This window comes from Nocardiopsis sp. MT53, assembly GCF_019598965.1.
Taxonomy (GTDB): Bacteria; Actinomycetota; Actinomycetes; order Streptosporangiales; family Streptosporangiaceae; genus Nocardiopsis; species Nocardiopsis changdeensis.
The window spans coordinates 2,427,029-2,450,725 of the sequence record NZ_CP080599.1; the positions used below are offsets into that span (position 1 = coordinate 2,427,029).

The window sequence follows — 23,697 nt, forward strand, 5'->3', positions numbered from 1 at the left end:
GCGCACCCCGTCCGCGTGTCCGGGGTCACCGCCCGGTGTCACTGCGCGGCGGTCGCGGCGCGGCGGGCCTGGGGGAGCGTGTAGGCGAGGGCGACGCCGAAGCAGGCGGAGAGGGTGACGCCCAGCAGCAGGTCGGTGAGGACGGCGGCGAAGCCCATGCCGACCGCCAGTCCGAGGGAGAGTCCGAGGGTCCAGTCCGGGGAGGTGCTCTGTGTCTTCGTCATGTGCACCATCCTCGCCGCCGGGCCGCGGGGCCGGTAGGCGCCGTTGTCACCGGCCCGGGATGACGGTTGTCACCCCGGGCGCCGGCATCCCTCACATGTCCTGTTCGGGGGCGGTGCGGGGGCTCAGCCCATGGTCTTCTGGCCGTCGAAGGACTCGCGGATGATGTCGGCGTGGCCGCAGTGCTGGGCGGTCTCTCGGAGGATGTGCAGGAGCACGTCGCGGACCGACCAGGAGGCGCCCTGCTCGAACCACGGGGCCTCCGGGAGCGGGTGGCTCTTCTCCAGGTCGGGCAGGGAGAGGACGTACTCCTCGGTCGCGGCCGCGACGAGGTCGTAGCGGGCGAGGGTGCCCTCCAGGGTCTCGCCGTCCAGCAGGTTGAAGCTGTCGGCCTGCTCCTGCCAGGAGGCCGGGTCCTCGTAGTCGACCGGCTCGGCGGGCGGGCCGTCCTGGGCGAACCGGATCCAGTTCTCCTCCATCTGCGTCACGTGCTTGACCAGGCCCGCCAGCGTCAGCTCGCTGTCGGTGGTGCGCCGGGTGGCCTGGTGGTCGTCCAGCCCTCTGACCGCGAACCGCAGGAAGTCGCGCTGGTCCGCGAGCATCTTCAGGATGGAGGTGCGCTCGGTGTCCGTCGCCATCGTGGCCGCCTTCTCTCTTCGCCGTCTCGGTGGTACCACCCTAGAAAGCGTGGAGGTCAGGTTCTGTCCTCCACCGGCGGCGGATACCGGTGGCCTCCCGGCGCTTGCGGATACCCTGGCGTTCTGGCGACCCGGAGGCCCCATGACCATTCCGCTCCAGTACCGGATCGACGGACCGCGGCACGCGCCCGTCGTGCTGCTCGTGCCGCCGTTCGGCACCACCATGTCGGTGTGGGAGCCGCAGATGCCCGAGCTGACCCGCAACCGCCGGGTCCTGCGGATCGACCACCGCGGCCACGGCTCCTCGCCGGCCGCGGCCGGCTCGTGCGGCATCGAGGACCTCGCGCTGGACGTGCTGGCGCTGCTGGAGAAGCTGGACCTGGCACGGGTGTCGGCGGTGGGCGCCGGGTTCGCCGCCTCGCTGGTGGTGTGGATCGCCGCCAACTCGCCGCGCACCCTGGAGCGGATCGCCCTGCTGGCCGCGGCGCCGCGCACGCCCCCCGCGCACCGGTGGAGCCGGCTGGCGGACCGGGCGCGCGAGGCCGGGATGGAGTCGGTGCTGGCCGACGTGTCGCTGCCGTGGTTCACCCCCGACATGGGGCGGGAGCGCCCCGACGTGGTGGAGCGGTTCACCGACGAGCTGGGCCGGATCGACCCGGCGACGTTCGCCTCGGTGTGCGACGCGGTGCACGCGATGGACCAGCGGCACCTGGTCGCGGGCGTGCGGGTGCCCGCCCTGGTCGTGTCGGCCGCGCACGATCCCCTGCTGCCGCCCGGGCACGGGCGCAGGCTCGCCGACGGCATCGCCGACTCCCGGTTCGAGGTCGTCGCGGGAGCCGCGCACCTGCTCGGTGTGGAGCGGGCGGACCGGGTCAACGAGCTGCTGGTGGAGCACGTGGCCCCGTGACTCAGATGAGCGGGCGGCTGACCTCCAGCAGGTAGCCGTCCGGGTCGCGGAAGTGGGCGGCGCGGATCCCCCACGCCGTCCAGTCGCGCGGCGCCATCACCTGGCGCGCCCCGGCGGCGACCAGCCGGGCGGCGGTGGCGTCCACGTCGTCCACCTCGAACACCACGGCCATGCGGTCCTGGTGGGGCAGTCCGGGGTCGGCCGTGTCGGTCTCCAGCGCCTCGGCCATGACCTCGCGCTGGTTGAGCGCCAGGCGGGTGGTGGAGTCCACGTCGAACTCGGCGTAGCGGCTGTGCTCGTCACCGCGCAGCACGGGGAGCTTGAGCACGTCGGAGTAGAACCGGAAGCAGGCTTCGTAGTCGTCGACCAGTAGGCGGATGTAGCTGCAGCGCATCTCGGGGGCCTCCCAGCGGGGTCTGCGGTCGTCGGCACCAGTGTGGCGCCTCGGGGTGACGCCCTTCCTGAGTATCCGTACCCGGTTTCCGGGTCCAGGGGGGTGCCGACACGGTGGCGGGGGATTTCCCGCGGACGTCCGGATGCGGCCACGCCCCTGCGCCGAGCCGTGCCTTCGCCGGGGATGGCCCACGTGCGGCGATCCGTATCATCCCTACTTTCAGATGTAGTGCTTGTCCTGTCTTATGTAGTACATGTACTATCAATCGCAGTAGAGAGACGATGAGAGAGGAGCGGCCATGGCGGAGCCCAGAGCACGATCGGTGGCCCGGGAGGTGTCGTACGGGACCCCCGAGCCGGCCGCGATCACCGTTCGCGGCCTGCGCATGAACTACGGGGCCACCGAGGTCCTGCGCGGTGTCGACCTGACCGCCCGCCGCGGCGAGGTCGTCGCCCTGCTCGGCCCCAACGGGGCCGGCAAGACCACCACCGTCGAGATCCTGGAGGGTTTCCGGGCCCGTTCCGCCGGCGAGGTCGAGGTGCTGGGCTCGGACCCGGCCCGCGGCGACGAGCGCTGGCGGTCCCGGATCGGCGTGGTCATGCAGTCCTGGCGCGACCACGCCGCCTGGAGGGTGCGCGACCTCGTCGACCACTTCGGCCGCTTCCACGCCCCCTACTCCGAGCCCGGCCGCCCGCGCCCCTACGACACCGACGAACTGCTGGAGTCCCTGGGCCTGGCCGAGCACGCCCACAAGCGGCTGCGCACCCTCTCCGGCGGCCAGCGGCGCCGCGTCGACGTCGCCCTGGGCCTGGTCGGCCGCCCCGAGCTGCTCTTCCTCGACGAGCCCACCACCGGCCTGGACCCCCAGGCCCGGCGGGACTTCCACGAGCTGGTCCACCGGCTCACCGACGAGGACGACACCACCGTCCTGCTCACCACCCACGACCTGGCCGAGGCCGAGAAGCTCGCCGACCGCGTCCTCATCCTCGCGGGCGGGCGCATCGTCGCCGACGGCAGCGCGGACCGGCTCTCCTCCCTGGTCGGCATGCAGAGCGAGGTCACCTGGAGCGTCGGCGGGGAGCGCCACGTGCACGCCACCGACAACCCGGCCCGGCACATCGCCGAGCTGTACCGGGTGCACGGGGACGGGGTCACCGACCTCAAGGTCCTGCGTCCCTCGCTGGAGGAGGTCTACCTGGACCTGGTCCAGCGCTCCGAGTCCGGCGACGCCGAGCGCGCCGCCGCCGAGTTCGCCGAGGAGATCCGATGAACCCCGCCCTCAACGCCGTCCGCGCCGGGTTCTCGCGCGGCTGGACCGAGTTCAAGAACACGTTCTCCAACCCGGGGGAGGTCGCCGGCGGCTACCTGCTCACCCCGGCGGTCTTCGTGGGCGTCTCCCTCTTCACCTCCGACTCCTCGTTCGGGACCGAGGGAACGTCCACGGGCGCCTACCTCATGGCCTCCGGGGTGACGATGCTGCTCATCCTGCTCGGGACCATCACCATCGCCCAGGTCGTCGGGAGCGAGCGCGAGGACGGCACCCTGCTGCGCGCCCGCGTGGTCCCCGACGGGATGGTCGGCTACACGGTGGCCAAGACCTGGTACCTGCTGACCATGTCGCTCATGTCCCTGTTGTTCATGCTGGTCCCCGGGATGGTCCTCATCGACGGGTTCGCCGTCCAAGGCGCCGCCGGCGCGGTCACCCTGGCCTGGGTCTGCGTGCTGGCCCTGCTGGCCCTGGCACCGGTCGGCGCCGTCGTCGGGGCGGTCCTGAGCAATCCGCGCACCGGTGTCGGCATGCTCATGCTCCCCGTCATGGGGCTGACCGGGATCTCCGGGGTGCTCTTCCCCATGACGCTGATGCCCGGCTGGCTCCAGGCCGTCGCCCAGTTCTTCCCCGTCTACTGGGTCGGGCTGGGCGTGCGCTCCGCGGTCCTGCCCCCGGCCCAGGCCGCCGCCGAGCTGGCCGGGTCCTGGCAGCTGCCGCAGGTCGCCGGGGTGCTGGCGCTGTGGGCCGTGGTCGGGTTCGCGGCCGCGCAGTGGGTGCTGCGCCGGATGACCCGCAAGACGTCGGGGTCGAGGGTCCAGCAGGCCCGGGAGAAGGCGATGCAGCGTGCCTACTGAGAAGAAGAAGGCTGCGAACGCCGAGGCCATCTACAACCGCATCGCGATGCTGCGGGCGGAGCGGGACGTCTCGCGGCGCCAGCTCGCCGAGGCGCTCGGGGTGCACTACCAGACGGTGGGCTACCTGGAGCGGGGCGAGTACAGCCCCAGCCTCCACCTGGCCCTGAGGATCGCCCGCTACTTCGAGGTCCCGGTGGAGGTCGTGTTCTCCACCGAGCCCTTCCCCCGCATCGGCGGTTGAGCCGCCGCACCCGACCGCACCACCACGAAGGATCGCCATGTTCATCGGACAGCCGAACAACCGGACCCAGGAGCGCATCCGCTCCATGATCGAGAACCCGCGGCGCCGGGCGTTCTGGGCGGCGCGCTCGCGCCGCCGCGCGGCGGTGGCCGTCTTCGTCGCCCTCACCCTGGCGGCGGCCCTGTTCCTCGCCCTGCCCCTGGTCGTCGGCGCCTCGCTGTCGTTCCCCGGGATGGCCGGGTTCGTCGGGCTGCTGCTCGTGAGCGCGGTGCTGTCGACCCACATCAACATCGCCGCCCGCTGGGTGGTGGGCTACCACGGCCTGGACGAGTTCCAGCGGGCGGAGATGGACCGGGCCACCCGCCTCGGCCACCACGTGACGGCCGCCCTGGCGACCCTGCTCGTCGCGGTGACCGCCGGATTCGCCACGGCGGCGCCCGGAACGGACATGGGGGCCGAGGTGCCGCTGGCCGTGCTGGCGCCGCTGGTGGTGGTCACCACCATGGCCCACGCAGCGTTCCCGGCCTGCTACCTGGCCTGGACCCGCCCCGACGAGCTCCCCGACGACGAGGACTGACGGCCGGGACCCCCGGAGCGGCGGGGGAGGGCGGGCCGGTCACCAGATGTCGGGGCCGGCCCAGCCGTAGGTGTCGCGGTGGGAGACGGCGGCGAGCTCGTCCTCGGAGAGGACGCGGGGCTCGCCGAGCCGGCGGGCGCGCAGGTAGGCGGCGCACAGCCAGTCGAGCAGGCGCAGGTTCTCCAGGGCGTGCTCCAGGCCCCGGCCCAGGGCGACCCCGCCGTGGTCGGCCAGCAGCGCGGCGTCGCGGCCCTTGAGGGCCTTGACCGCCTGGTCGGCGATGTCGCCGCTGCCGTAGAGGGTGTACGGCGTTACCGCGATCGCCCCGCCCAGGGCCGCGGCGCGGTGGTGGATCGGCGGCAGCTCGGCCAGCACCGAGGACACGGCGACGGTGTCGGCCGTGAACGCGTTGACCACGGCGCTCGACTCCCGCCCGTGGTCGGCGGTCCGCCGGTGCACGGCCATGTGCAGGGTGGTCTCGGCCGCCGGGTCGCGGCGGCCCTCCAGCATCCGGTCGTCCAGCGCCATCACCGGGCAGTCGGCGGGCTGGACCTGGTCCAGGGGGACCCCGTGCGGGGTGACGACGACCAGGTCCCCGTTGCGGACGCTGAGGGTGGCGGATTCGCCGGGGGCGATCCCGGGGAGTGCGGCGAGGGTCCGGGCGGCCAGGCAGACGTCCCGTCGTTCCTGCTCCAACAACATCTGGCGACTTCCTCGAGGGTGCGCGGTCGGACCCTGGGCGGGCCGTCGGTGCCGGACGCCCGTGAGCCGGGCGAACCACTTAGGTGCACCTAAATGTACGTCAAAGTCTCTTCCCCGTATTCCCCAGGCCCGGGCGTGGGCTCCGCCCCCGACCGCCGCGGCGTGTGGTTCCTTACGCCTGGGTCACGTGGTGCGGACCACGGGTGACGACGCCTCTTGCGGTCATTCGCGCTGTTCAGGGCCTGTTCGTAGGCATTGTGACGCAAGTGTCCCGTGAGGAGAGGTTGTTTGTGACCAGCGGACGAGGGCACACCGGGCCCGTGAACGAACGCCATGACACCCTCCCGGAGGCGCCCTACCTGGCGCCCCCGGGCTCGACCCGCGCCACCAGCATTCACATCGACGGGCAGTGGCGGGCCGCCCGCGACGGCCGGGTGCGGGAGATCATCGACCCCGCCGACGCGTCCGTGCTGACCGTTGTCAGCGAGGGCGGCCGGGCCGACACCGAGGACGCGATCGCCGCCGCCGGGCGGGCCTTCGCCGGCCCGTGGCGCGGCACCGCGGCGGGCGAGCGCACACGCCTGCTGGAACGCATCGCCGACCTCCTCCAGCGGGACCGGGCAGACATCGCCCTGGCGGAGTCCCTCGACACCGGCAAGACGGTGGAGGAGGGCGGCATCGACGTCGACGACGTCACCGGGGTCTTCCGCTACTACGCGGGCCTGGCCGACAAGGACGCCGGCCGCCTGGTGTCCGCGCCCGAGGGGGTGCAGAGCCGGATCGTGTACGAACCCGTCGGCGTCTGCGGCCTCATCACCCCCTGGAACTACCCGCTGCTCCAGCTCTCCTGGAAGCTCGCCCCGGCCCTGGCCGCCGGGAACACCTGCGTGATCAAGCCCACCGAGGTCACCCCCGTCACCAGCCTCAAGCTCATGGAGCTGGTGGTGGAGGCGGGCGTCCCCGCCGGGGTCGTCAACCTGGTCACCGGCAGCGGGCCCGAGGCGGGCGCGCCCCTGTCGGAGCACCCCGGCGTGGACCTGGTGTCCTTCACCGGCGGCCTGGCCACCGGGCGGCTGATCATGGCCGCCGCCGCGCCCACGGTCAAGAGGGTCGCGCTGGAGCTGGGCGGCAAGAACCCCAACATCGTCTTCCCGGACGTGGACCTGGACACCGCCGTGGATTATGCCCTCTCCGCCGCGTTCTTCCACTCCGGCCAGGTCTGCTCGGCCGGGGCCCGGCTCATCGTGCACGAGGACGTCCACGACGCCTTCACCGCCGAGCTGGCCCGCCGCGCCGACGCCATCCGCATCGGCCGCGGCCAGGACGAGGGGGTGCGCTGCGGCCCGCTGGTGTCGGAGCGGCACCGCGCCAAGGTCGAGGCCGCCGTCGCCCGCGGCCTCGAGGAGGGCGCGCGCGTCATCGCGGGCGGCAGGCGCCCCGACGAGCCCGGGCTCCGGGACGGCTACTTCTACCGCCCCACCGTGTTCGTCGACTGCGACCGCTCCATGGACATCGTGCAGACCGAGGTGTTCGGCCCGGTCGTCACCGTCGAGCGCTTCCGCACCGAGGAGGAGGCGATCGCCCTGGGCAACGACACCGACTACGGGCTCTCCGGCGGCGTGTGGACGGACGACACCGCGCGCGGCGAGCGCGTGGCGGCGGCCCTGCGCCACGGCACCGTCTGGATCAACGACTACGGCCCCTACTTCCCCGGAGCCGAGTGGGGAGGCTTCGGCCGCAGCGGCATCGGCCGCGAACTCGGCCCGTCCGGGCTCGCCGAGTACCGGGAGGCCAAGCACATCTACCGCAACCTGGCACCCGAACCGCAGCGCTGGTTCGGCTGACCGCGAAGGCACGGGCCGGTCTCCCCGCCATCCCCCGGCAGAACAACGAGAGGAATCACGCCGTGTCCCACGACCGGACCTACGACTACGTGATCGTCGGCGGCGGCACCGCGGGGTCGGTGCTCGCCGACCGCCTCACCGAGGACCCCGCCACCACCGTCTGCCTGATCGAGGGCGGGCCCGACGACCGGGACCTGGAGCACGTGCTCCGCCTGCGCGACTGGCTGGGCGTCCTCGACGGCGACCTCGACCTGAAGTACACGACCACCGAGCAGCCCCGCGGCAACTCGCACATCCTCCACTCGCGGGCCCGCGTGCTGGGCGGGTGCTCCTCCCACAACACGCTCATCAGCTTCCGGCCCTTCGCCGAGGACCTCGACGACTGGGTGGCCGCCGGGGCCGAGGGCTGGGACAACGCCACCGTGCAGTCCTACGCCGACCGGATCAAGTGCAACATCGTCCCGGTCGCCGACAAGGACCGCAACACCATGGTCCGCGACTGGGTGGAGTCCGCGGCGAAGGCCGCCGGGGTCCCGGTCGTCGAGGACTTCAACGCGCTGACCTCGCACGGCGGCGGGTTCTCCGGGGGCGCCGGGTTCCTGTCCATCGCCTACGACCCCTACACCGGGTACCGCTCCTCGGCGTCGGTCGCCTACCTGCACCCGGTCATGGACGTGCGCGACAACCTCACCGTCCTGTTGGAGACCTGGGTGGACAGGGTCGTCCTGGACGGGGACCGCGCCACCGGGGTGGAGGCGACGGACGGGGACGGGACCCGTGTCTCGGTGTCGGCGCGGCGCGAGGTGATCCTGTGCGCGGGCGCCGTCGACACGCCCCGGCTGCTGCTGCTCTCCGGCATCGGCGACACCGCGCACCTGCGCGAGGTCGGGGTGGAGCCCCGCCACGACCTGCCGGGCGTGGGCGAGAACCTGCTCGACCACCCCGAGTCGATCATCATGTGGAGGACGAGCCGGCCGGTCCCGCAGAACACGGTGATGCACTCCGACGCCGCGCTGTTCGTCCGGCGCGACGGCTCCGATCCGCGCCCGGACCTGATGTTCCACATCTACCAGGTCCCCTTCGACGACAACACGAAGCGGCTGGGCTACACCTCCCCGCCCGACGGCTACGCGGTCTGCATGACCCCGAACATCCCGCGCTCGCGCTCGCGCGGCCGCCTCTACCTGACCAGCGCGGACCCCCGGGACAAGCCCGCCCTGGACTTCCGGTACTTCACCGACCCCGACGGCTACGACGAGCGGACCATCGTCGACGGCCTCAAGCTCGCCCGGAGGGTGGCCGAGGCCGAGCCGTTCCGCTCCTGGATCGAGGCCGAGGTCGCCCCCGGCCCCGGCGTGCGGACCGACGAGGAGCTGTCGGAGTACGGTCGCCGCGCCGCCCACACCGTCTACCACCCGGCGGGCACCTGCCGCATGGGCGCCGCCGACGACCCGATGGCCGTGGTCGACCCGCGGCTGCGGGTGCGGGGCCTGCGCGGGCTGCGGATCGCCGACGCGTCCGTCTTCCCGACCCTGCCCACTCCCAACCCCATGGTCACGGTCCTGGCCCTGGGCGAGCGCGCCGCCGACCTGGTACGCGAGGACCACCGCCGCGAGGAGGCCCGATGAGCGCCCCTACGACCGAACCCGCCACGCCGCCGGGCGGCGGGCGGGACGTCACCTTCTCCGTCCGCAACCTGTGGAAGATCTTCGGCAGGAACGCCGACACCGTCATCGGCAGCGGGCTGGAGCGGGCCGACCGGGACCGGATCAGGGAGGAGACCGGCTGCACCGTCGCGGTGCGCGACGTCTCCTTCGACGTCCGGCCGGGTGAGATCTTCGTGGTCATGGGCCTGTCCGGCTCGGGGAAGTCCACGCTCATCCGCTGCCTGACCCGCCTGATCGAGCCCACGGCGGGGCAGGTCCTGCTCGACGGCGAGGACATCGGCGAGGCCACCCCGCAGCGGCTGCGCGAGCTGCGCCGCCACAAGATCGCCATGGTCTTCCAGCACTTCGGGCTGCTGCCCAACCGCAGGATCATCGACAACGTGGCCTACGGCCTGGAGGTGCGCGGCATGGCGCGCCCCGAACGCTACGAGCGGGCCGAGCAGATGATCGGCATGGTCGGCCTGTCGGGCTACGAGGACTCCCGGCCGGGCGAGCTGTCCGGCGGCATGCAGCAGCGTGTCGGCCTGGCCCGCGCGCTGGCGGTGGACCCCGAGGTGCTGCTGTTCGACGAGCCGTTCAGCGCCCTGGACCCGCTCATCCGCCGCGACATGCAGCAGGAGGTCGTCCGGCTCCAGCGCGAGCTGGCCAAGACCTCGGTGTTCATCACCCACGACCTCCAGGAGGCGCTCAAGCTGGGCGACCGCATCGCCATCATGCGCGACGGCGAACTCGTCCAGGTGGGCACCCCGGAGGAGGTGGTGGGGCGGCCGGCCGACGCGTACGTCGCCGACTTCACCTCCGACGTCGCCCGCACCACCGTGCTCACGGCCCGCTGGCTGGTGCGCGATCCCTTCCCCGAGGAGAGCACCGACGGGCCGGTGACCGAACCCGGCACCGTGCTGGCGGAGGTGCTGCCGATGCTCGCCGCCAGCACCGCCCCGGTGCGGGTGGTGGAGGACGGCCGGCTGCTCGGCTACGTGGGCCGCGACGACGTGCTGCGCGCCATCGCCGAGGACCAGCTGGCCGACGCCTCCGTGGCCGCCGCCATCGAGGAGGAGACGGTGGGCGAGCTGTCCGAGGACCTCGTCGACCACGGCTCCGACAACCCCGCGGCCGACACCGCCCCGGATGCTCCCATCGACACCGGCAACCCCACCGATCCCAATGGCCCGGATGGCCTCACCGGCTCCGGTGATCCCACCGACACCGGCGGGCTCGGCGGCCCCACCGACACCGGTAGCCCCGATGACCCCATTGGCTCTGGTGGCCTCACCGGCCCCGACGATCCTGGTGGACCCGACCGCCCGGGAGGTCCCACCAGTCCCGGCAGCCCCGGCAGCGCCACTGGCCCCGGAGGCCCCAATAGCCCGGGAGGTCCCATCGGCCTAGGCGGGCCCGCCGACGCCGGCGGGCCCGGCGAGTCCGGTCGGGCGGGGGAGGGAGGGCCGGCGGGGGCCTCGGCGGTGCCGGCGCCTCCTGAGGCACCTGCGGCCTCCGACTCCCCGGAAGGCCCGGAGGCCCCGGGCTCCGGGCGGGTCCCGCAGGCCCCGGCCGGGACCGACCCCGCGGGGCACGGGGGTCCCGCACCGACCGGGTCGGGTGGCTGACATGGCCGTGACGACCCCGGCGGGGGGAGCCGGAGCGTCCGACCCGGCGCTCCGGGAGCGGGCGGGCCGGCCCCGGGCGTCCGCGCGCCGGGACCCGGCCGCGGCACTGCGGTCCCCGTGGGTCCGGGCGCTGGTGGTGTTCGCCGTGCTGGTGGCGGGCTACTGGGCGGCGCGCCTGGCCTGGGGCGGCGGACCCGGCTTCCCGACCGGCACCGGTGAGCGGTTCATGGCGTGGCTGGACGGGATCTACGCCTGGATCGTCGTCAACCGCAACGACAGCCCGCTGTTCCTGTACTTCTTCAACTACATCTCGGTGGGGCTGGGGTCGGCCGTCGTGCTGATCAACCGGTTCCTGGAGTTCCTGACCTGGCCCGGCGTGACCGTGCTCGGCGCCATCGTCGCCTGGCGGGTGGCCGGATGGCGGGTCGCGCTGCTGGTCCTGGCCACCTTCGGGGTGTTCGCCCTGACCGGGCTGTGGGACGAGTCGATGCGGACGCTGGCGCTGATCATCACCTCGGTCACCATAGCCCTGCTGGTCGGCGTCCCGCTGGGCGTCCTGGCGGGGCGCAGCGACGGCTTCCACCGGGCGGTCCGGCCGGTGCTGGACTTCATGCAGATCATGCCGGCGTTCGCGTACCTGCTGCCGTTCGTGCTGCTGTTCGGCATCGGCGACCCGGCGGCGGCCGTGGTCACCGCGGTCTACGCGATCCCGCCCGCGGTGCGCATCACCGCGCTGGCCATCCGCGAGGTGCCCCGGGGCGCCATCGAGGCGACCACCTCGCTGGGGTCTACGCCCTGGCAGATCCTCACCAAGGTGCAGCTGCCCAGCGCCCGGCGCACCATCCTGCTGGGCGTCAACCAGACCATCATGCTGGCCGTGTCCATGGTCGTCATCGCGTCGGTCATCGGCGCGGGCGGCCTGGGCGACGCCATCTACCAGGCCCTGTCCAAGGTCAACGTGGGGCAGGCGCTCCAGGCCGGGCTGGCGATCGTCATGCTCGCCATCGCCATGGACCGGGTGACCGGCGCCGTCGGGCACGGCTCGCGGGGTGCGAACAGGCTTCCCGAGCGGTACCGGTTGCCGCTGCTGGGGGCGGACCTCGCCGTCCTCGTCACCACCGTGGCGGTGTGCCGCCTGGTGGGGGTGGGGGGCTGGCCGCGCGAGCTGTCCGTCGACATCAGCGGCCCGGTGAACGCCTTCGAGGACTGGCTCCAGGCGGCGGTCGGCCCGTTCACCACGGCGCTGGGCACGTGGACCCTGGACTGGGTGCTGGGCCCGCTGAGCGAGCTGCTGGGCGGCTCGCCGTGGTGGCTGGTGATCCTGTGCGCCACCGCGCTGGGGTGGGTCTTCGGGGGGTGGCGCGTCGCGCTGGTCTCCGCCGGGTCGTTCGCGGCCGTCGGCCTGCTCGGGGTGTGGGACAACGCCATGGACACACTGTCCCAGGTGCTGGTGGCGTCGGTGCTGACCGTGGCGCTGGGCGTGGTCGTCGGGGTGCTGATGTCGCGCAGCGACGTGTTCGCCGCGATCCTGCGGCCCGTCCTGGACGCCATGCAGACCCTGCCGCCGTTCGTGTACCTCATCCCGGCGGTGGCGCTGTTCGGCATCGGGCGGGTGCCCGCCCTGGTGGCGGCGGTCATCTTCGCGCTGCCGCCGGTGATCCGTCTGGTCAACGACGGGATCCGGGGGGTGTCCCCGGCCTCGCTGGAGGCGGCCGCCTCCCAGGGCTCCACGCGGTGGCAGCTGCTGACCAAGGTCGAGCTGCCGCTGGCGCGCGGCTCGCTGCTGCTCGCCGTCAACCAGGGGCTCATCCTCGTGCTGTCCATGGTGGTCATGGGCGCCCTGGTGGGCGCCGGGTCGCTGGGCTTCGACGTGGTGTTCGGCCTGGCGCAGAACGAGCTGGGGCTGGGTCTGGCCTCGGGCCTGGCCATCGTGTGCCTGGGCCTGTTCCTGGACCGGGTCACCCAGGGAAGGAGGGTGCAGCGTGTGTAGGGGACCCCTCGTCAGGATCCTGGCGGCCGCGACCGCGGTCGCCCTGGTCTCCTCCTGCGCGGTGCGCACCGACCAGCTCGCCCGGAACCCGGGCACGGTGCGCATGGCGCTCAACGGCTGGGTCGGCTACGAGGCCAGCGCCGAGGTGCTCGCGTACATCCTCCGCGAGGAGATGGACTACCAGGTGCAGCTGGTCCGGGTGGACGAGCAGCCGTCCTGGCAGGCCATCGACCAGGGCGTCATCGACGTCATCGTGGAGAACTGGGGCCACGAGGACCTCATGGAGCTGTACGGCCCCGAGGGCAACGGCACCGTGGTCGACGGCGGCCCCAACGGCAACGAGGGCGTGATCGGCTGGTACGTGCCCGCCTACGTGGCGGAGGAGTACCCGGAGATCACCACGCTGGAGGGGCTGCGGGAGAACACCGACGTCTTCCGCACCGCCGAGACCGGGGACCGGGGCGAGTTCCTGGGCGGCGCGCCCGGGTTCGTCACCCAGGACCAGGGGATGATCAACGCCTTCGGCCTGGACCTGGAGATCGTGTTCGCCGGGTCCGAGCCCGCGCAGATCACCGAGGTGCGGCGGCGGTACGCGGCCGGGGAGCCGGTGCTCTTCTACTTCTACGACCCGCAGTGGCTCCAGGAGGAGCTGGACCTGGTCAAGGTCGACCTGCCGGACCACGAGGAGGGCTGCGACGCCGACCCGGACTCGGTGCCCTGCGACTACCCGGCCTACGACCTGAACAAGATCTTCCGGGCCGGGTTCGTGGAGGAGAACGACCCCGCCTACCGGTTCCTCGACAACTGGACGTGGACCAACGCGGACCAGAACGAGGTGGCCCGGATGATCGCCGACGAGGGCCTGGACCCCACCGAGGCGGCCGAGATCTGGGTCCGGGAGAACCCGGACGTGTGGCGGCCGTGGCTCCCGGAGGGCTTCGGGAACCGCTGACCGCGGTGTGGGGGGCGGGTCGCGGTTGTGACGCGGCCCGGTCACGGCAGGCATGACGAGGGGTTTCGGGGGAATCGGGGTATTCGTGCCCCTTGCCCGTGCGAGCGCAGCACATGAGAATCATTCATGTTCGCTGGTGCGGGCGCCGACCCCCGGGAGGACCATGCGCTGGGACCGATTCGCCGTCGCGGTGGGAACGGTGCTGTTCCTGGACGCCCTGCGGGTGTTCCTGCCCTCGCTCACCACCCTCTTCGGGCGGGCGGGGGAGACCCCGGCCGAGCTGATGGGCCTGTACGCCCTCGCCTGGTTCCTGGCCCCCGTCCCCTTCGTCGCCGCGGCCCGGTACCTGGACCCCTGGCGCACCGCGCTGGCCGCGGGCGCCGTGCTCGCGGCCGGGCGCCTGGCCCTCCAGGCCACCGACGGCGGCGCGCCGCAGCTGTACCTGGCGTCGTTCCTGGTGGGCACCGGCACCGTGTGGCTGACCGCGTCCGCCATGACCGCCGTCGACCGGCCCCGGACCACCGGGCACGGGGTGATGGTCGGCGTCGTCACCGGCGTCGCCGCCACCGCCGTGATCCACACCCTCCTCAACACCGTCGACCTCGCCTGGCGCGACGGCCCCTGGGCCTGGGCCGGGGTGCTCGTCGAGGTCGCCCTGTTCGCCTGGGCCGCCGCCGGGACGCACCGGCACGGGTCGGGCCATACCGAGCCCCGGCCCGCGCCCGCCCGGGCCTGGCTCGCCCTGGGCCCGCTGCTGTTCCTCTCCGGCCTGTACACCGCCAACCCGGCCGTGGGCGAGGTCATCGGCCAGACACCGGTGGCCGCCGCGCTCGTGGCCACCACCGCCGTCCTGTCCGTGATGGTCGCGGCCGACCCGCGCTGGTCCACCGGGCACCCGGCCGCCCCGTTCGCCGTCCTGGCCGGGGCGCTCGCCGTGCTGGCGGCGTCGCCCACCGAGCTCGGCGGCGTCCCCGGAGTGTGGCCCGCCTGGGCGCTCGCCGCCCTGCCGATCGGCCAGCTCGCCCTGGCGGGCTGCGCCGGGTGGGCGGTCCACCGCACCGGCCGGCCGACGCGCGCGGCCACCGGGTGGGCGGCGTTCGGCGGGCTGTTCCTGCTGGCGGTCGCGGTCTTCGGGTTCTACGCCGCCTACGACCTGTACTACGACAACACCGCGGTGCCGTTCCTGGCCCTGGTGCCCCTCGCGATCGCCATGAGCGGCCGCGGCCCCGTCCCGGCCCGCGCCGGGCGCCCCTGGCTGACCGCGGGGGCGGCCGCGCTGGCCCTGGTGCTGACCGTCGCCGTGCCGTCCTGGCACACGTCCTTCCGCGGCGGGGCGGAGCGGGCCCACGAACCCGTGTCGGGGCTGCGGCTGGCCGCCTACAACGTCCGCATGGGCTACGGCATGGACGGGCGCTACGCCCTGCACGACCAGATCGCGCTGCTCCGCCAGGACATCCCAGACATCGTCGTGCTCAGCGAGGTCGACCGCGGGTGGCTGCTCAACGGCGGCCACGACGCGCTGTCCCTCACCGCCGAGCAGCTCGGCATGACGGCCTACTGGGCGCCCGCCGACGGGCCGCTGTGGGGCGACGCCCTGCTCACCTCCCGCGAGGTCACCGAGGTGCGCGGGCACGCCCTCACCCCCAGCGGGCCGACCGGCGCCCAGGCGCTGGAGGCCGTCGTGCGGTGGGACGGCGGCACCGAGGTCAGCGTGATCGCCACCCACGTGCAGCCGCGGACCTACGACTTCACCGCCGAGAGCGCCCGCGCCCAGCTGCACGACCTCGCGGCGATCGTCGAGGGGGCTCGGGCCGAGGGGCGGCCGGTGGTCCTGGCCGGAGACCTCAACATCGAGCCGGGGGACCCGGCGTGGTCGATCCTCACCGACGCGGGCCTGCACGACCCCTTCGACCGGCCCTTCAACACCATCCCGACCCTGGCGGGGGAGCCCGCCGAGATCGACCACATCCTCGTCACCGAGGAGTTCGCCGCGGCGAACCCGGACAACCCGGACGTGCCGTACTCCGACCACCGGATGGTCTCGGTCGACCTCGAGCTGGAGTGATCAGCGGCCGGGGCGCTCGTACCGCAGCCGCCGGGCCACCCAGTACACGTTCACGCAGGACGCCGCGAACCCGGCGGCCAGCACCACCACCAGCCACACGGGCGCGTCCATGACCACCGACGCCGCCGTGCCCGCCGCCAGCACCAGGCAGCCGAACACCGCCAGCACCAGCCGGAACCCCAACGCGCTCGCCGGGCGCTCCGGACTGCCCAGCGGTCCCTTCAACCGTCCCCGGCGCAACTTCTCACGTCCCACGGCGACCACCTCCGGTGACTACCACTACCCGTACCCCCGCCGGCCCCACACCCGGCCCCCGCACAACGCTGCGGGGGCGGGACACCGTGACGGTGTCCCGCCCCCGCGGGGCGAAGCGTTCCTACAGGTCGCCCAGGAGGGCGGGGAGGGCGGACTCGTAGGCCCCGCGCAACTCGGCCAGCGGCACCTCCACGGCGCCGCCCGCGTGCGACACCACCAGGGCGTCGCCGCCCACGGTGCCGATCTGCTCCACCGGGACCCCGTGCCGGGCCGCCAGCGCCACGAACTCCTCCTCGTCGCCCGGGGCCACCGCCACGACCGCGCGGGCGCCGGACTCGCTGAACAGGGCGGTGAACACGTCCTCGGACACCGTCACCCGCACGCCCGTGCCCCCGCGCAGCGCCGACTCGGCCAGGGCCACGCCCAGGCCGCCGTCGGACAGGTCGTGGGCGGCCCGGGCCAGCCCGCGCTCGGCGGCCTCGGCCAGCACCTCGCCCAGTGCCGCCTCGGCGGTCAGGTCCACCCGCGGCGGCAGCCCGCCCAGGTGGCCGTGGACCGTGTCGGCCCACGCCGAGCCGCCGAACTCCGGCCGGGTCTCGCCGAGCAGGAACACCCGCGCGCCCTCGGAGTCGAACGCCGACTTCAGGCGGGTCCGCACGTCGTCGATGACGCCCAGCACGCCGATGACCGGGGTCGGGTTGATCGCCACGTCGCCGGTCTGGTTGTAGAAGCTCACGTTGCCGCCGGTCACCGGGGTGCCCAGCGCCTTGCAGGCGTCGGCCAGGCCGCGGGCGGACTCGGCGAACTGCCACATGACGCCCGGGTCCTCCGGCGAGCCGAAGTTGAGGCAGTTGGTCACCGCGAGCGGCCGGGCGCCGGTGGCCGCCACGTTGCGGTACGCCTCCGCGTACGCCAGCTGGGTGCCCGCGTACGGGTCCAGGCGGGTGTAGCGGCCGTTGCCGTCGGTCGACAGCGCCACGCCCCGGTGGGAGTCGTCGGAGATGCGGATCATCCCGGCGTCGTGCGGGGTCGACACCACGGTGTCGCCGCGCACGTAGCTGTCGTACTGCTGCGTCACCCAGCTCGGGTCGCCCACGCCCGGGGCGCCGAGCACCCGCAGCAGCTGCTCGCGCAGCTCCGCGTCGGTCGCGGGGCGGGGCAGGGCGCCGGCGTCGTCGGCCTGGAGCGCGTCCTGCGACTCCGGGCGGGCGTAGGGGCGCTCGTAGACCGGGCCCTCGTCGGAGGCGGTCCGCGGCGGCATGTCCACCACGGTCTCCCCGTGCCAGGTCATGACCAGGCGCCCGCCGCGCTCGGCCTCCTCGTCGGTGACGTCGGTGACCTCGCCGATCTCGGTGGCCAGGATCTGCCACTTGTCGCAGATGGCCAGGAACTCGTCCATCTTGGCCGGCTCGACGATGGCCATCATGCGCTCCTGCGACTCGCTCATGAGGATCTCCTCGGGAGTGAGCCGCGGGTCGCGCAGCGGCACCCGGTCCAGCCGGATGTTCATGCCGCCGGTGCCGCCCGCCGCCAGTTCGGTGGTGGCGCAGGAGACGCCCGCCGCGCCCAGGTCCTGGATGCCCACGACCAGGTCCTTGGCGAACAGCTCCAGGCTGCACTCGATGAGCAGCTTCTCCATGAACGGGTCGCCGACCTGGACGCTGGGCCGCTTGGCGTGCGACTCGTCGTCGAAGGTGGCGCTGGCCAGCACCGACGCGCCGCCGATGCCGTCGGGGCCGGTGGTGGAGCCGAACAGCACCACCTTGTTGCCGGGGCCGGGCGCCTGCGCCAGCTTGATGTCCTCGTGCTTCATCACGCCCACGCACAGGGCGTTGACCAGCGGGTTGCCGATGTAGCCGGGGCCGAAGCCGATCTCGCCGCCGATGTTGGGCAGGCCCAGGCAGTTGCCGTAGAAGGAGATGCCCGAGACCACGCCCGGCAGCACCCGCTTGGTGTCGTCGGCGTCGGCCGGGCCGAACCGCAGCGCGTCCATGACCGCCACCGGACGGGCGCCCATGGTGAGGATGTCGCGGACGATGCCGCCCACGCCGGTGGCCGCGCCCTGGTGCGGCTCCACGTAGGAGGGGTGGTTGTGCGACTCGATCTTGAAGGTCACCGCGCGGCCGTCGCCGACGTCGACCACACCGGCGTTCTCGCCCATGCCGACCAGCAGGGCGTCGCTCTGGGGGGCCTTCTCGCCGAACTGGCGCAGGTGCACCTTGGACGACTTGTACGAGCAGTGCTCGCTCCACATGACCGAGTAGATGGCCAGCTCGGAGGAGGTGGGGCGGCGGCCCAGGATCTCGCGGACCCGCTCGTACTCATCCTTCGCCATGCCCAGTTCGGCGTACGGCTGAGGCGTGTCCGGGCTGCTCTGCGCCACGGCGACGGTGTCGAGACGAGGTACTTCAGACATGCGTGGTTCCGTTCGGGATGTGCTGGTGTGAGCCGGGCCGCGGCGTCCGCCGACCGGCGCGGAAGGTCGTGGGCGGGGTCATCGGGTGAGGTCCGCGTAGCGGAGCATCAGCACCGCGGGGTCCCCCGCGTTGCCCGTGGAGGAGTCGGCGATCATGACGGTCTCGTCGGTCAGCACGGTCTGCTCCGGCGGCACGTCCTCGGGCGACTCGGCGCCCTCGGGGAGCATGATCTTCCAGTCCCGGTCCAGCAGGTGGTCGTAGACCTCCTGGACGGTGGCGCGGGCGTCCTCGGTGACCTCCTCGTCCTCGGTGAGCACGGTGACCAGCCGGGCGCAGCCCTCCTGCCGGCAGTACACGTCGGTCTCCGGATCGGAGACGTAGGCCAGGCCGGGAGGCGGATCGCCGAGCGACGAGGGCTCGGGCACGTCGGGCGCCTGGGCGGGCGGGGCCGTGCCCTCCTGCCCGGTCTGCTGCGCACCGGGCGGCACGGCGCCCAGCGAGTTGAACAGGCCGACGGCGGCCGACACCACCAGGCCCACGACGACGATGGAGGCGAGTACGTACATCGTGGTCCGGGAGCGCAGGAGCGCCATCATCGCGAGGATCGTCCCCTTGTCGGTGTGCGGTGGGACCGGGCCGGGCTCAGACGCCGGCCGGGCTCTTGGCGCCCAGGTGGGCGAGGATCGAGGTGAAGAAGCCCAAGCCCTCGGTGGAGGGGCCGGTCAGCGCCTCCACGGCGTGCTCCGGGTGCGGCATGAGGCCGACGACGTTGCCGTGCTCGTTGGTGATCCCGGCGATGCCGCGGCGGGAGCCGTTGGGGTCGGAGCCGGCGTACCGGACCACGACCCGGTTCTCCGCCTCCAGGGCGTCGAGGGTGGCCTCGTCGGCGACGTAGCTGCCCTCGCCGCTCTTGAGGACGACCAGGATCTCCTGTCCCTCGGCGTAGTCGCCGGTCCAGGCGGTGGCGGTGCTCTCCACCCGCAGCCTCTGCTCGCGGTTGACGAAGCGCAGGGTGGAGTTGCGGGTGAGCGCGCCCGGCAGCAGGTGGCTCTCGCACAGGATCTGGAAGCCGTTGCAGATGCCCAGGACCGGCAGGGCCCCGGAGCGGGCGGCCGGGACGAGCTCGGACATCAGCGGCGCGAAGCGGGCGATGGCGCCGCAGCGCAGGTAGTCGCCGTAGGAGAAGCCCCCGGGGAGGACGACCGCGTCGACTCCCCTGAGGTCGGCGTCCGCGTGCCACAGGGCGACGGGCTCGGCGCCCGCCAGCGCGACGGCGCGCGCGGCGTCCTTGTCGTCGAGGGAACCGGGGAAGGTGACGACGCCCACACGGGCTGTCATGAGCACACTCCGAGTCGTTGGTCGGGTCCCTCCCCGCGGCTGCGGGGAGTTTCGGCGAGGAGGCTGGCGGCGCCTGTCCGGCCCCGAGGGGGCACCGCGTCCGCACTTGGCAGCGTACCCGCTCACCTGTGCTCGGGTACGACCCTCACCCCTGTTCCGCGACTCCCGTTCGTACGATTCTCCCGATTCCGGCGGCTCGGAAGGGCCCGCGGGTGTACGACCCGACAGGTGCCGTGGTGTGCGACACAGTGGCGGCGGGGGCGCCGACGGGCCCTCCCGGGACCTCTCAGACCCGGTCCAGGGCCAGCGCGCCGAACTGTGCGGGGACGCCCCCGGCCGCGGCGCCCTCGGGGTCCGCGTCGCAGTTCGCCCGGCGTTTGCGCAGGAGCACGGTGATCCGCGGCTCCCCCTCGAAGGACACCTCGTCCATGAGGCGGCGCATCAACAGAATGCCCCTACCCGATTCTGAGTCCAGTCCGGGTAGGGGCGGCGGGCGTTCCGAGGCGAAACGGGCGGCGAGCGCTTCGGGGTCCGGCGCTCTCCCGGTATGGGAGATGCGGACCTCGCACCAATGCCGGTCGATCTCGGCGTCCACCCGGTAATCGGAGGAGGGACCCCCGTGCTCCACGGCGTTGGCGCAGGCCTCGGAGGAGGCCAGCAGGAAGTCGTCGACACAGTCCCGGCACATTCCGGCCCGGAACAGGAGTGTTCCGAGGATGTCGCGTACGACCGCGACCGTGTACGCCCGCCGCGGCAGGGAGATCGAGAAGACGGCGTCCATGAAATAACACCTCTCGTGCTCCGTCGTCGGTCATGGGCCCGGCACGTCAAGGAACCTTCCCGAGGGCGGCGGACGTAAAACGACCGACGGCGCCCTCATGGGACGCCGCCGGTCTTTACATTGCACATCCGGCGCTGCGGGCACTTCTCGCGCTTTTGGGCGAAGGCCGTTAATCCGGCATGTCCGTCCGCTGCCGTGAAGCGCTGCGCGGTGCCGCGGAGCCGCGCGGGTCAGGAGGCCACGTGGACCCGGAAGTCCTCGATCACGGTGTTGGCGAGCAGGGTCTCGGCCAGGCGGCGGACGTCGGCCAGCTTGGCCTCGTCGACCTCCCCCTCGACCTCGACCTCGAAGCGCTTGCCCTGGCGGACCTGTTCGATCCCCTCGAAACCCAGGCGCGAGCAGGCGCCGGCGATCGCCTGGCCCTGCGGGTCCAGGATCTCGGGCTTGAGCATGACGTCAACAACGACGCGGGCCACAGGGTCCTCCACAAGAGAAATGGGTGTGCCGCCCTCTTCGTCCGCTCCCGGCTCCCCGGCCGGGCGGACGCCTCTCCGTACTGCTCGGAGCGGGCGACGCCAGAGTACGGCACGCGCGGGGGCCGCCGGTGCGGGTGAGTCCTTCGTCACCCCGGGCCCGCCGCGTGGCCGGAACCGGTCGGGGAATACCCGGACCGCCTGCGGGTAGTGGGATCCGGGGATGTTTACCGCAACCTGAACCCCGCAAGCGAGTGTTTCGGTACGTTCGTGACTCGGATCACCACGATTGATGTCATCATTGAGAGCACAAGGTGGCGTCTAACAGGGTGGAAGTGATCGTCCGGTCGTCCTGAGGGGGAATCTTGACGACTATCGAAATGGAACCGATCGCCGCGCGGAACAGTGACGGGCAGGAGCCCGAAGAGGCTTTGGACTTCGCCACCGCCGTCACGCCGTTCGCGGACCAGCTCTATCCCACGGCCCTGCGGATGACCCGCAATCCGGCCGACGCAGAAGACCTCGTCCAAGAGACGTTCGCCAAGGCCTTCGCCAATTTCCACCAGTTCCGCGCCGGTACCAATCTGCGTGCCTGGCTCTACCGGATCTTGACCAACACCTTCATCAACAGCTACCGCAAGAAGCAGCGCGAGCCGCGCCAGGAGACCACCGACGAGATCAAGGACTGGCAGCTCGCCGCCGCCGAGGCGCACACGTCCTCGGGCATGCGGTCGGCCGAGAACGAGGTCCTGGACCACCTGCCCGACTCCGACATCAAGCAGGCGCTCGCGCGGCTGCCGGAGGAGTTCCAGGAGGTCATCTACCTCGTCGACATCGAGGGCTACGCCTACAAGGAGGTGGCCGAGCGCATGGGCACCCCGCTGGGGACCGTGATGTCCCGGCTGCACCGCGCCCGGCGCCAGCTCCGTGAGATGCTGGCCGACTACGCGCGCGACCGCGGCATGCGGGTCCCCGCCGCCCGCTGACCGCGCCTCTTCGGAACGGCACCGCGCGGGAGGGCTGGAACCCCGCCCCCGCCCGGCGCCGAGGTCCGCGACCCCGCCCCCCGGAGGGTTTTCGGACCGACCGCTCCGCCACGCTCCGTGGCCGGACCCGGCCGCCCGTCGCTCCGCGGCCGGACGTTGCGCAAGCCGACGACAAAGTCGTCGGAAGGCCTTGTACATGCTAGGAAGCCCTGCTAATCGGGCTGGTCCGGCATCGGGGAACATGGATCCGCGGCGTAAAAGGTGATGGCCGGGTCTTGCGCTCGCCAGGGTGAGTTCTGTCACCATATGGTGAGGTCCGCCGTACACCCATCACCCCGGGTGCACGTGCGGCGATCCGGCCGATCAGCGCCCACCCGCGCGAAACCGGCCCCGAGTACCGAGGAGCGACGTGTCGGACACCACCGTGCACGAGGAACCGGAGCTCATCCAGCTCCTGACACCGGAAGGGGAACTGACGGGGCACCCCGACTACCCCCTGGAGATCACCGCGGACGAGATCCGCGACCTGTACCGGGACCTGGTCCTGGTGCGCCGCTTCGACGGCGAGGCCGTCTCCCTGCAGCGCCAGGGGGAGCTGGGCCTGTGGGCCTCGCTCCTGGGCCAGGAGGCCGCTCAGATCGGCTCCGGCCGCGCCCTGCGCGGGACCGACATGGCCTTCCCCTCCTACCGCGAGCACGGCGTCGCCTGGTGCCGCGGCGTGGAGCCCAAGGAACTGCTCGGCATGTTCCGCGGCGTCACCAACGGCGGCTGGGACCCCCACGAGCACGGGTTCCACCTCTACACGATCGTCATCGGCAGCCAGGCCCTGCACGCCACCGGCTACGCCATGGGCGTGCAGCGCGACGGCGCCGTCGGCGAGGACGGCACCGCCGTCATCACCTACTTCGGCGACGGGGCCACCAGCCAGGGCGACACCAACGAGGCGTTCAACTTCGCCTCGGTGAACAACGCCCCCGTGGTCTTCTTCTGCCAGAACAACCAGTGGGCCATCTCCGAGCCGCTGGAGCGCCAGGCCCGCGTGCCCATCTACAAGCGCGCCTCCGGCTTCGGCTTCCCGGGCCTGCGCGTGGACGGCAACGACGTGCTGGCGGTCCTGGCCGTCACCCGGGCCGCGCTGGACAACGCCCGCGAGGGCAACGGGCCCACCCTGGTCGAGGCGTTCACCTACCGCATGGGCGCCCACACCACCAACGACGACCCGACCCGGTACCGCAACGCGGCCGAGCTGGACGAGTGGAAGGCCAAGGACCCGATCCTGCGGGTGCGCCGGTACCTGGAGAACAACGGGCTGGCCGACGAGGAGTTCTTCGCCTCGGTCGACGCCGAGGCCGACGCCCTGGGCGAGAAGGTCCGCACCCAGTGCCGGAGCCTGCCCGACCCCGAGCCGCTGGACATCTTCCACGAGGTGTACGCCGAGCCCAACGTCCACATCGACCGCCAGCGCGCGGAGTACGCCGATTACCTGGCCTCCTTCGAGGCGGAAGGGGTCCGATAGG

General features: G+C 72.7%; 22 protein-coding genes and 1 pseudogene. 13 read left to right on the forward strand and 10 right to left on the reverse strand.

What is annotated here, in order from left to right; translation table 11 throughout:
- Nucleotides 1–38 precede the first annotated feature (38 nt).
- Together K1J57_RS10750 and K1J57_RS10755 are read right to left on the reverse strand one after the other, a co-directional pair.
- Nucleotides 39–224, reverse strand: coding sequence for a hypothetical protein (locus K1J57_RS10750; RefSeq protein WP_255646955.1), 186 nt, complete (start codon nucleotides 222–224; stop codon nucleotides 39–41).
- 123 nt (nucleotides 225–347) lie between these two features.
- On the reverse strand, nucleotides 348–860 hold the full coding sequence (locus K1J57_RS10755) for a DinB family protein (protein WP_220564302.1): 513 nt from the start codon (nucleotides 858–860) through the stop codon (nucleotides 348–350).
- A gap of 142 nt (nucleotides 861–1,002) precedes the next feature.
- On the opposite strand from K1J57_RS10755, the gene K1J57_RS10760 reads away from it, so the two are divergent.
- Entirely contained in the window at nucleotides 1,003–1,767 is a 765-nt protein-coding gene (locus tag K1J57_RS10760; protein WP_220564303.1) for an alpha/beta fold hydrolase, read from the forward strand.
- 1 nt (nucleotide 1,768) lies between these two features.
- On the opposite strand, the gene K1J57_RS10765 is transcribed toward K1J57_RS10760, so the two are convergent.
- A complete protein-coding gene (locus tag K1J57_RS10765) occupies nucleotides 1,769–2,161 on the reverse strand; it encodes a VOC family protein (protein ID WP_220564304.1) in 393 nt (130 codons plus the stop codon).
- 298 nt (nucleotides 2,162–2,459) lie between these two features.
- Between K1J57_RS10765 and K1J57_RS10770 the strand changes: the two genes are divergently transcribed.
- From K1J57_RS10770 to K1J57_RS10785, 4 genes are read left to right on the forward strand one after another with little or no spacing between them, the layout of a single operon-like run.
- Nucleotides 2,460–3,431: an ABC transporter ATP-binding protein gene (locus tag K1J57_RS10770; protein WP_220564305.1), complete on the forward strand. Its 972-nt coding sequence runs from the start codon at nucleotides 2,460–2,462 to the stop codon at nucleotides 3,429–3,431.
- Nucleotides 3,428–4,285, forward strand: a complete 858-nt coding sequence (locus K1J57_RS10775; RefSeq protein ID WP_220564306.1) for an ABC transporter permease — start codon at nucleotides 3,428–3,430, stop codon at nucleotides 4,283–4,285. The genes K1J57_RS10770 and K1J57_RS10775 overlap by 4 nt, the downstream gene beginning before the upstream one ends.
- Nucleotides 4,286–4,331: 46 nt before the next feature.
- Nucleotides 4,332–4,526 carry a helix-turn-helix transcriptional regulator gene (locus K1J57_RS10780; protein WP_255647155.1) on the forward strand — a complete coding sequence of 65 codons (195 nt, stop codon included), beginning with the start codon at nucleotides 4,332–4,334 and terminating at the stop codon, nucleotides 4,524–4,526.
- Nucleotides 4,527–4,563: 37 nt separating this feature from the next.
- Nucleotides 4,564–5,103 carry a hypothetical protein gene (locus K1J57_RS10785; protein WP_220564308.1) on the forward strand — a complete coding sequence of 180 codons (540 nt, stop codon included), beginning with the start codon at nucleotides 4,564–4,566 and terminating at the stop codon, nucleotides 5,101–5,103.
- Nucleotides 5,104–5,142: 39 nt separating this feature from the next.
- Here K1J57_RS10785 and K1J57_RS10790 read toward each other — a convergent pair whose 3' ends face one another.
- Nucleotides 5,143–5,805, reverse strand: a complete 663-nt coding sequence (locus K1J57_RS10790) for a class II aldolase/adducin family protein (protein ID WP_220564309.1) — start codon at nucleotides 5,803–5,805, stop codon at nucleotides 5,143–5,145.
- A 320-nt stretch (nucleotides 5,806–6,125) separates the two neighbouring features.
- Here K1J57_RS10790 and K1J57_RS10795 point away from each other — a divergent pair, with 320 nt between their 5' ends.
- The 6 genes and pseudogenes from K1J57_RS10795 (at nucleotide 6,126) to K1J57_RS10820 (ending at nucleotide 15,930) form a co-directional block, all read left to right on the forward strand.
- Entirely contained in the window at nucleotides 6,126–7,649 is a 1,524-nt protein-coding gene (locus tag K1J57_RS10795; protein ID WP_220564310.1) for an aldehyde dehydrogenase family protein, read from the forward strand.
- A gap of 62 nt (nucleotides 7,650–7,711) precedes the next feature.
- Nucleotides 7,712–9,277 (forward strand): GMC family oxidoreductase, encoded by a 1,566-nt coding sequence (locus K1J57_RS10800; protein WP_220564311.1) that lies wholly within the window; start codon nucleotides 7,712–7,714, stop codon nucleotides 9,275–9,277.
- Nucleotides 9,274–10,413, forward strand: a pseudogene (locus K1J57_RS10805) (glycine betaine/L-proline ABC transporter ATP-binding protein); the annotation flags it as partial. The gene K1J57_RS10800 and the pseudogene K1J57_RS10805, both read left to right, overlap by 4 nt.
- Nucleotides 10,414–10,924: 511 nt before the next feature.
- Nucleotides 10,925–12,913, forward strand: coding sequence for a proline/glycine betaine ABC transporter permease (locus K1J57_RS10810; protein WP_220564312.1), 1,989 nt, complete (start codon nucleotides 10,925–10,927; stop codon nucleotides 12,911–12,913).
- The gene (locus tag K1J57_RS10815) at nucleotides 12,906–13,865 is read left to right on the forward strand and encodes an ABC transporter substrate-binding protein (RefSeq protein WP_220564313.1); all 960 of its coding nucleotides are present in this window, start codon (nucleotides 12,906–12,908) and stop codon (nucleotides 13,863–13,865) included. The genes K1J57_RS10810 and K1J57_RS10815 overlap by 8 nt, the downstream gene beginning before the upstream one ends.
- Nucleotides 13,866–14,028: 163 nt before the next feature.
- Nucleotides 14,029–15,930 carry an endonuclease/exonuclease/phosphatase family protein gene (locus K1J57_RS10820; RefSeq protein ID WP_220564314.1) on the forward strand — a complete coding sequence of 634 codons (1,902 nt, stop codon included), beginning with the start codon at nucleotides 14,029–14,031 and terminating at the stop codon, nucleotides 15,928–15,930.
- Here K1J57_RS10820 and K1J57_RS10825 read toward each other — a convergent pair whose 3' ends face one another.
- The 6 genes from K1J57_RS10825 to purS all read right to left on the reverse strand — a co-directional run bounded on the left by K1J57_RS10825 (nucleotide 15,931) and on the right by purS (nucleotide 21,197).
- Nucleotides 15,931–16,185, reverse strand: coding sequence for a hypothetical protein (locus K1J57_RS10825; RefSeq protein WP_255646957.1), 255 nt, complete (start codon nucleotides 16,183–16,185; stop codon nucleotides 15,931–15,933).
- 121 nt (nucleotides 16,186–16,306) lie between these two features.
- Nucleotides 16,307–18,601: a phosphoribosylformylglycinamidine synthase subunit PurL gene (gene purL / locus K1J57_RS10830; RefSeq protein WP_220564315.1), complete on the reverse strand. Its 2,295-nt coding sequence runs from the start codon at nucleotides 18,599–18,601 to the stop codon at nucleotides 16,307–16,309.
- A gap of 78 nt (nucleotides 18,602–18,679) precedes the next feature.
- Nucleotides 18,680–19,198: a hypothetical protein gene (locus K1J57_RS10835; protein WP_220564316.1), complete on the reverse strand. Its 519-nt coding sequence runs from the start codon at nucleotides 19,196–19,198 to the stop codon at nucleotides 18,680–18,682.
- A 46-nt stretch (nucleotides 19,199–19,244) separates the two neighbouring features.
- Nucleotides 19,245–19,940, reverse strand: coding sequence for a phosphoribosylformylglycinamidine synthase subunit PurQ (purQ, locus tag K1J57_RS10840; RefSeq protein ID WP_220564317.1), 696 nt, complete (start codon nucleotides 19,938–19,940; stop codon nucleotides 19,245–19,247).
- A gap of 286 nt (nucleotides 19,941–20,226) precedes the next feature.
- A complete protein-coding gene (locus K1J57_RS10845) occupies nucleotides 20,227–20,721 on the reverse strand; it encodes an ATP-binding protein (RefSeq protein ID WP_220564318.1) in 495 nt (164 codons plus the stop codon).
- A 230-nt stretch (nucleotides 20,722–20,951) separates the two neighbouring features.
- Nucleotides 20,952–21,197 carry a phosphoribosylformylglycinamidine synthase subunit PurS gene (purS, locus tag K1J57_RS10850; RefSeq protein ID WP_220564319.1) on the reverse strand — a complete coding sequence of 82 codons (246 nt, stop codon included), beginning with the start codon at nucleotides 21,195–21,197 and terminating at the stop codon, nucleotides 20,952–20,954.
- A 377-nt stretch (nucleotides 21,198–21,574) separates the two neighbouring features.
- Between purS and K1J57_RS10855 the strand changes: the two genes are divergently transcribed.
- Nucleotides 21,575–22,180: a sigma-70 family RNA polymerase sigma factor gene (locus tag K1J57_RS10855; RefSeq protein ID WP_220565453.1), complete on the forward strand. Its 606-nt coding sequence runs from the start codon at nucleotides 21,575–21,577 to the stop codon at nucleotides 22,178–22,180.
- Between the two features lie 409 nt (nucleotides 22,181–22,589).
- Nucleotides 22,590–23,696: a pyruvate dehydrogenase (acetyl-transferring) E1 component subunit alpha gene (gene pdhA, locus K1J57_RS10860; RefSeq protein ID WP_220564320.1), complete on the forward strand. Its 1,107-nt coding sequence runs from the start codon at nucleotides 22,590–22,592 to the stop codon at nucleotides 23,694–23,696.
- Nucleotide 23,697: the final 1 nt, after the last annotated feature.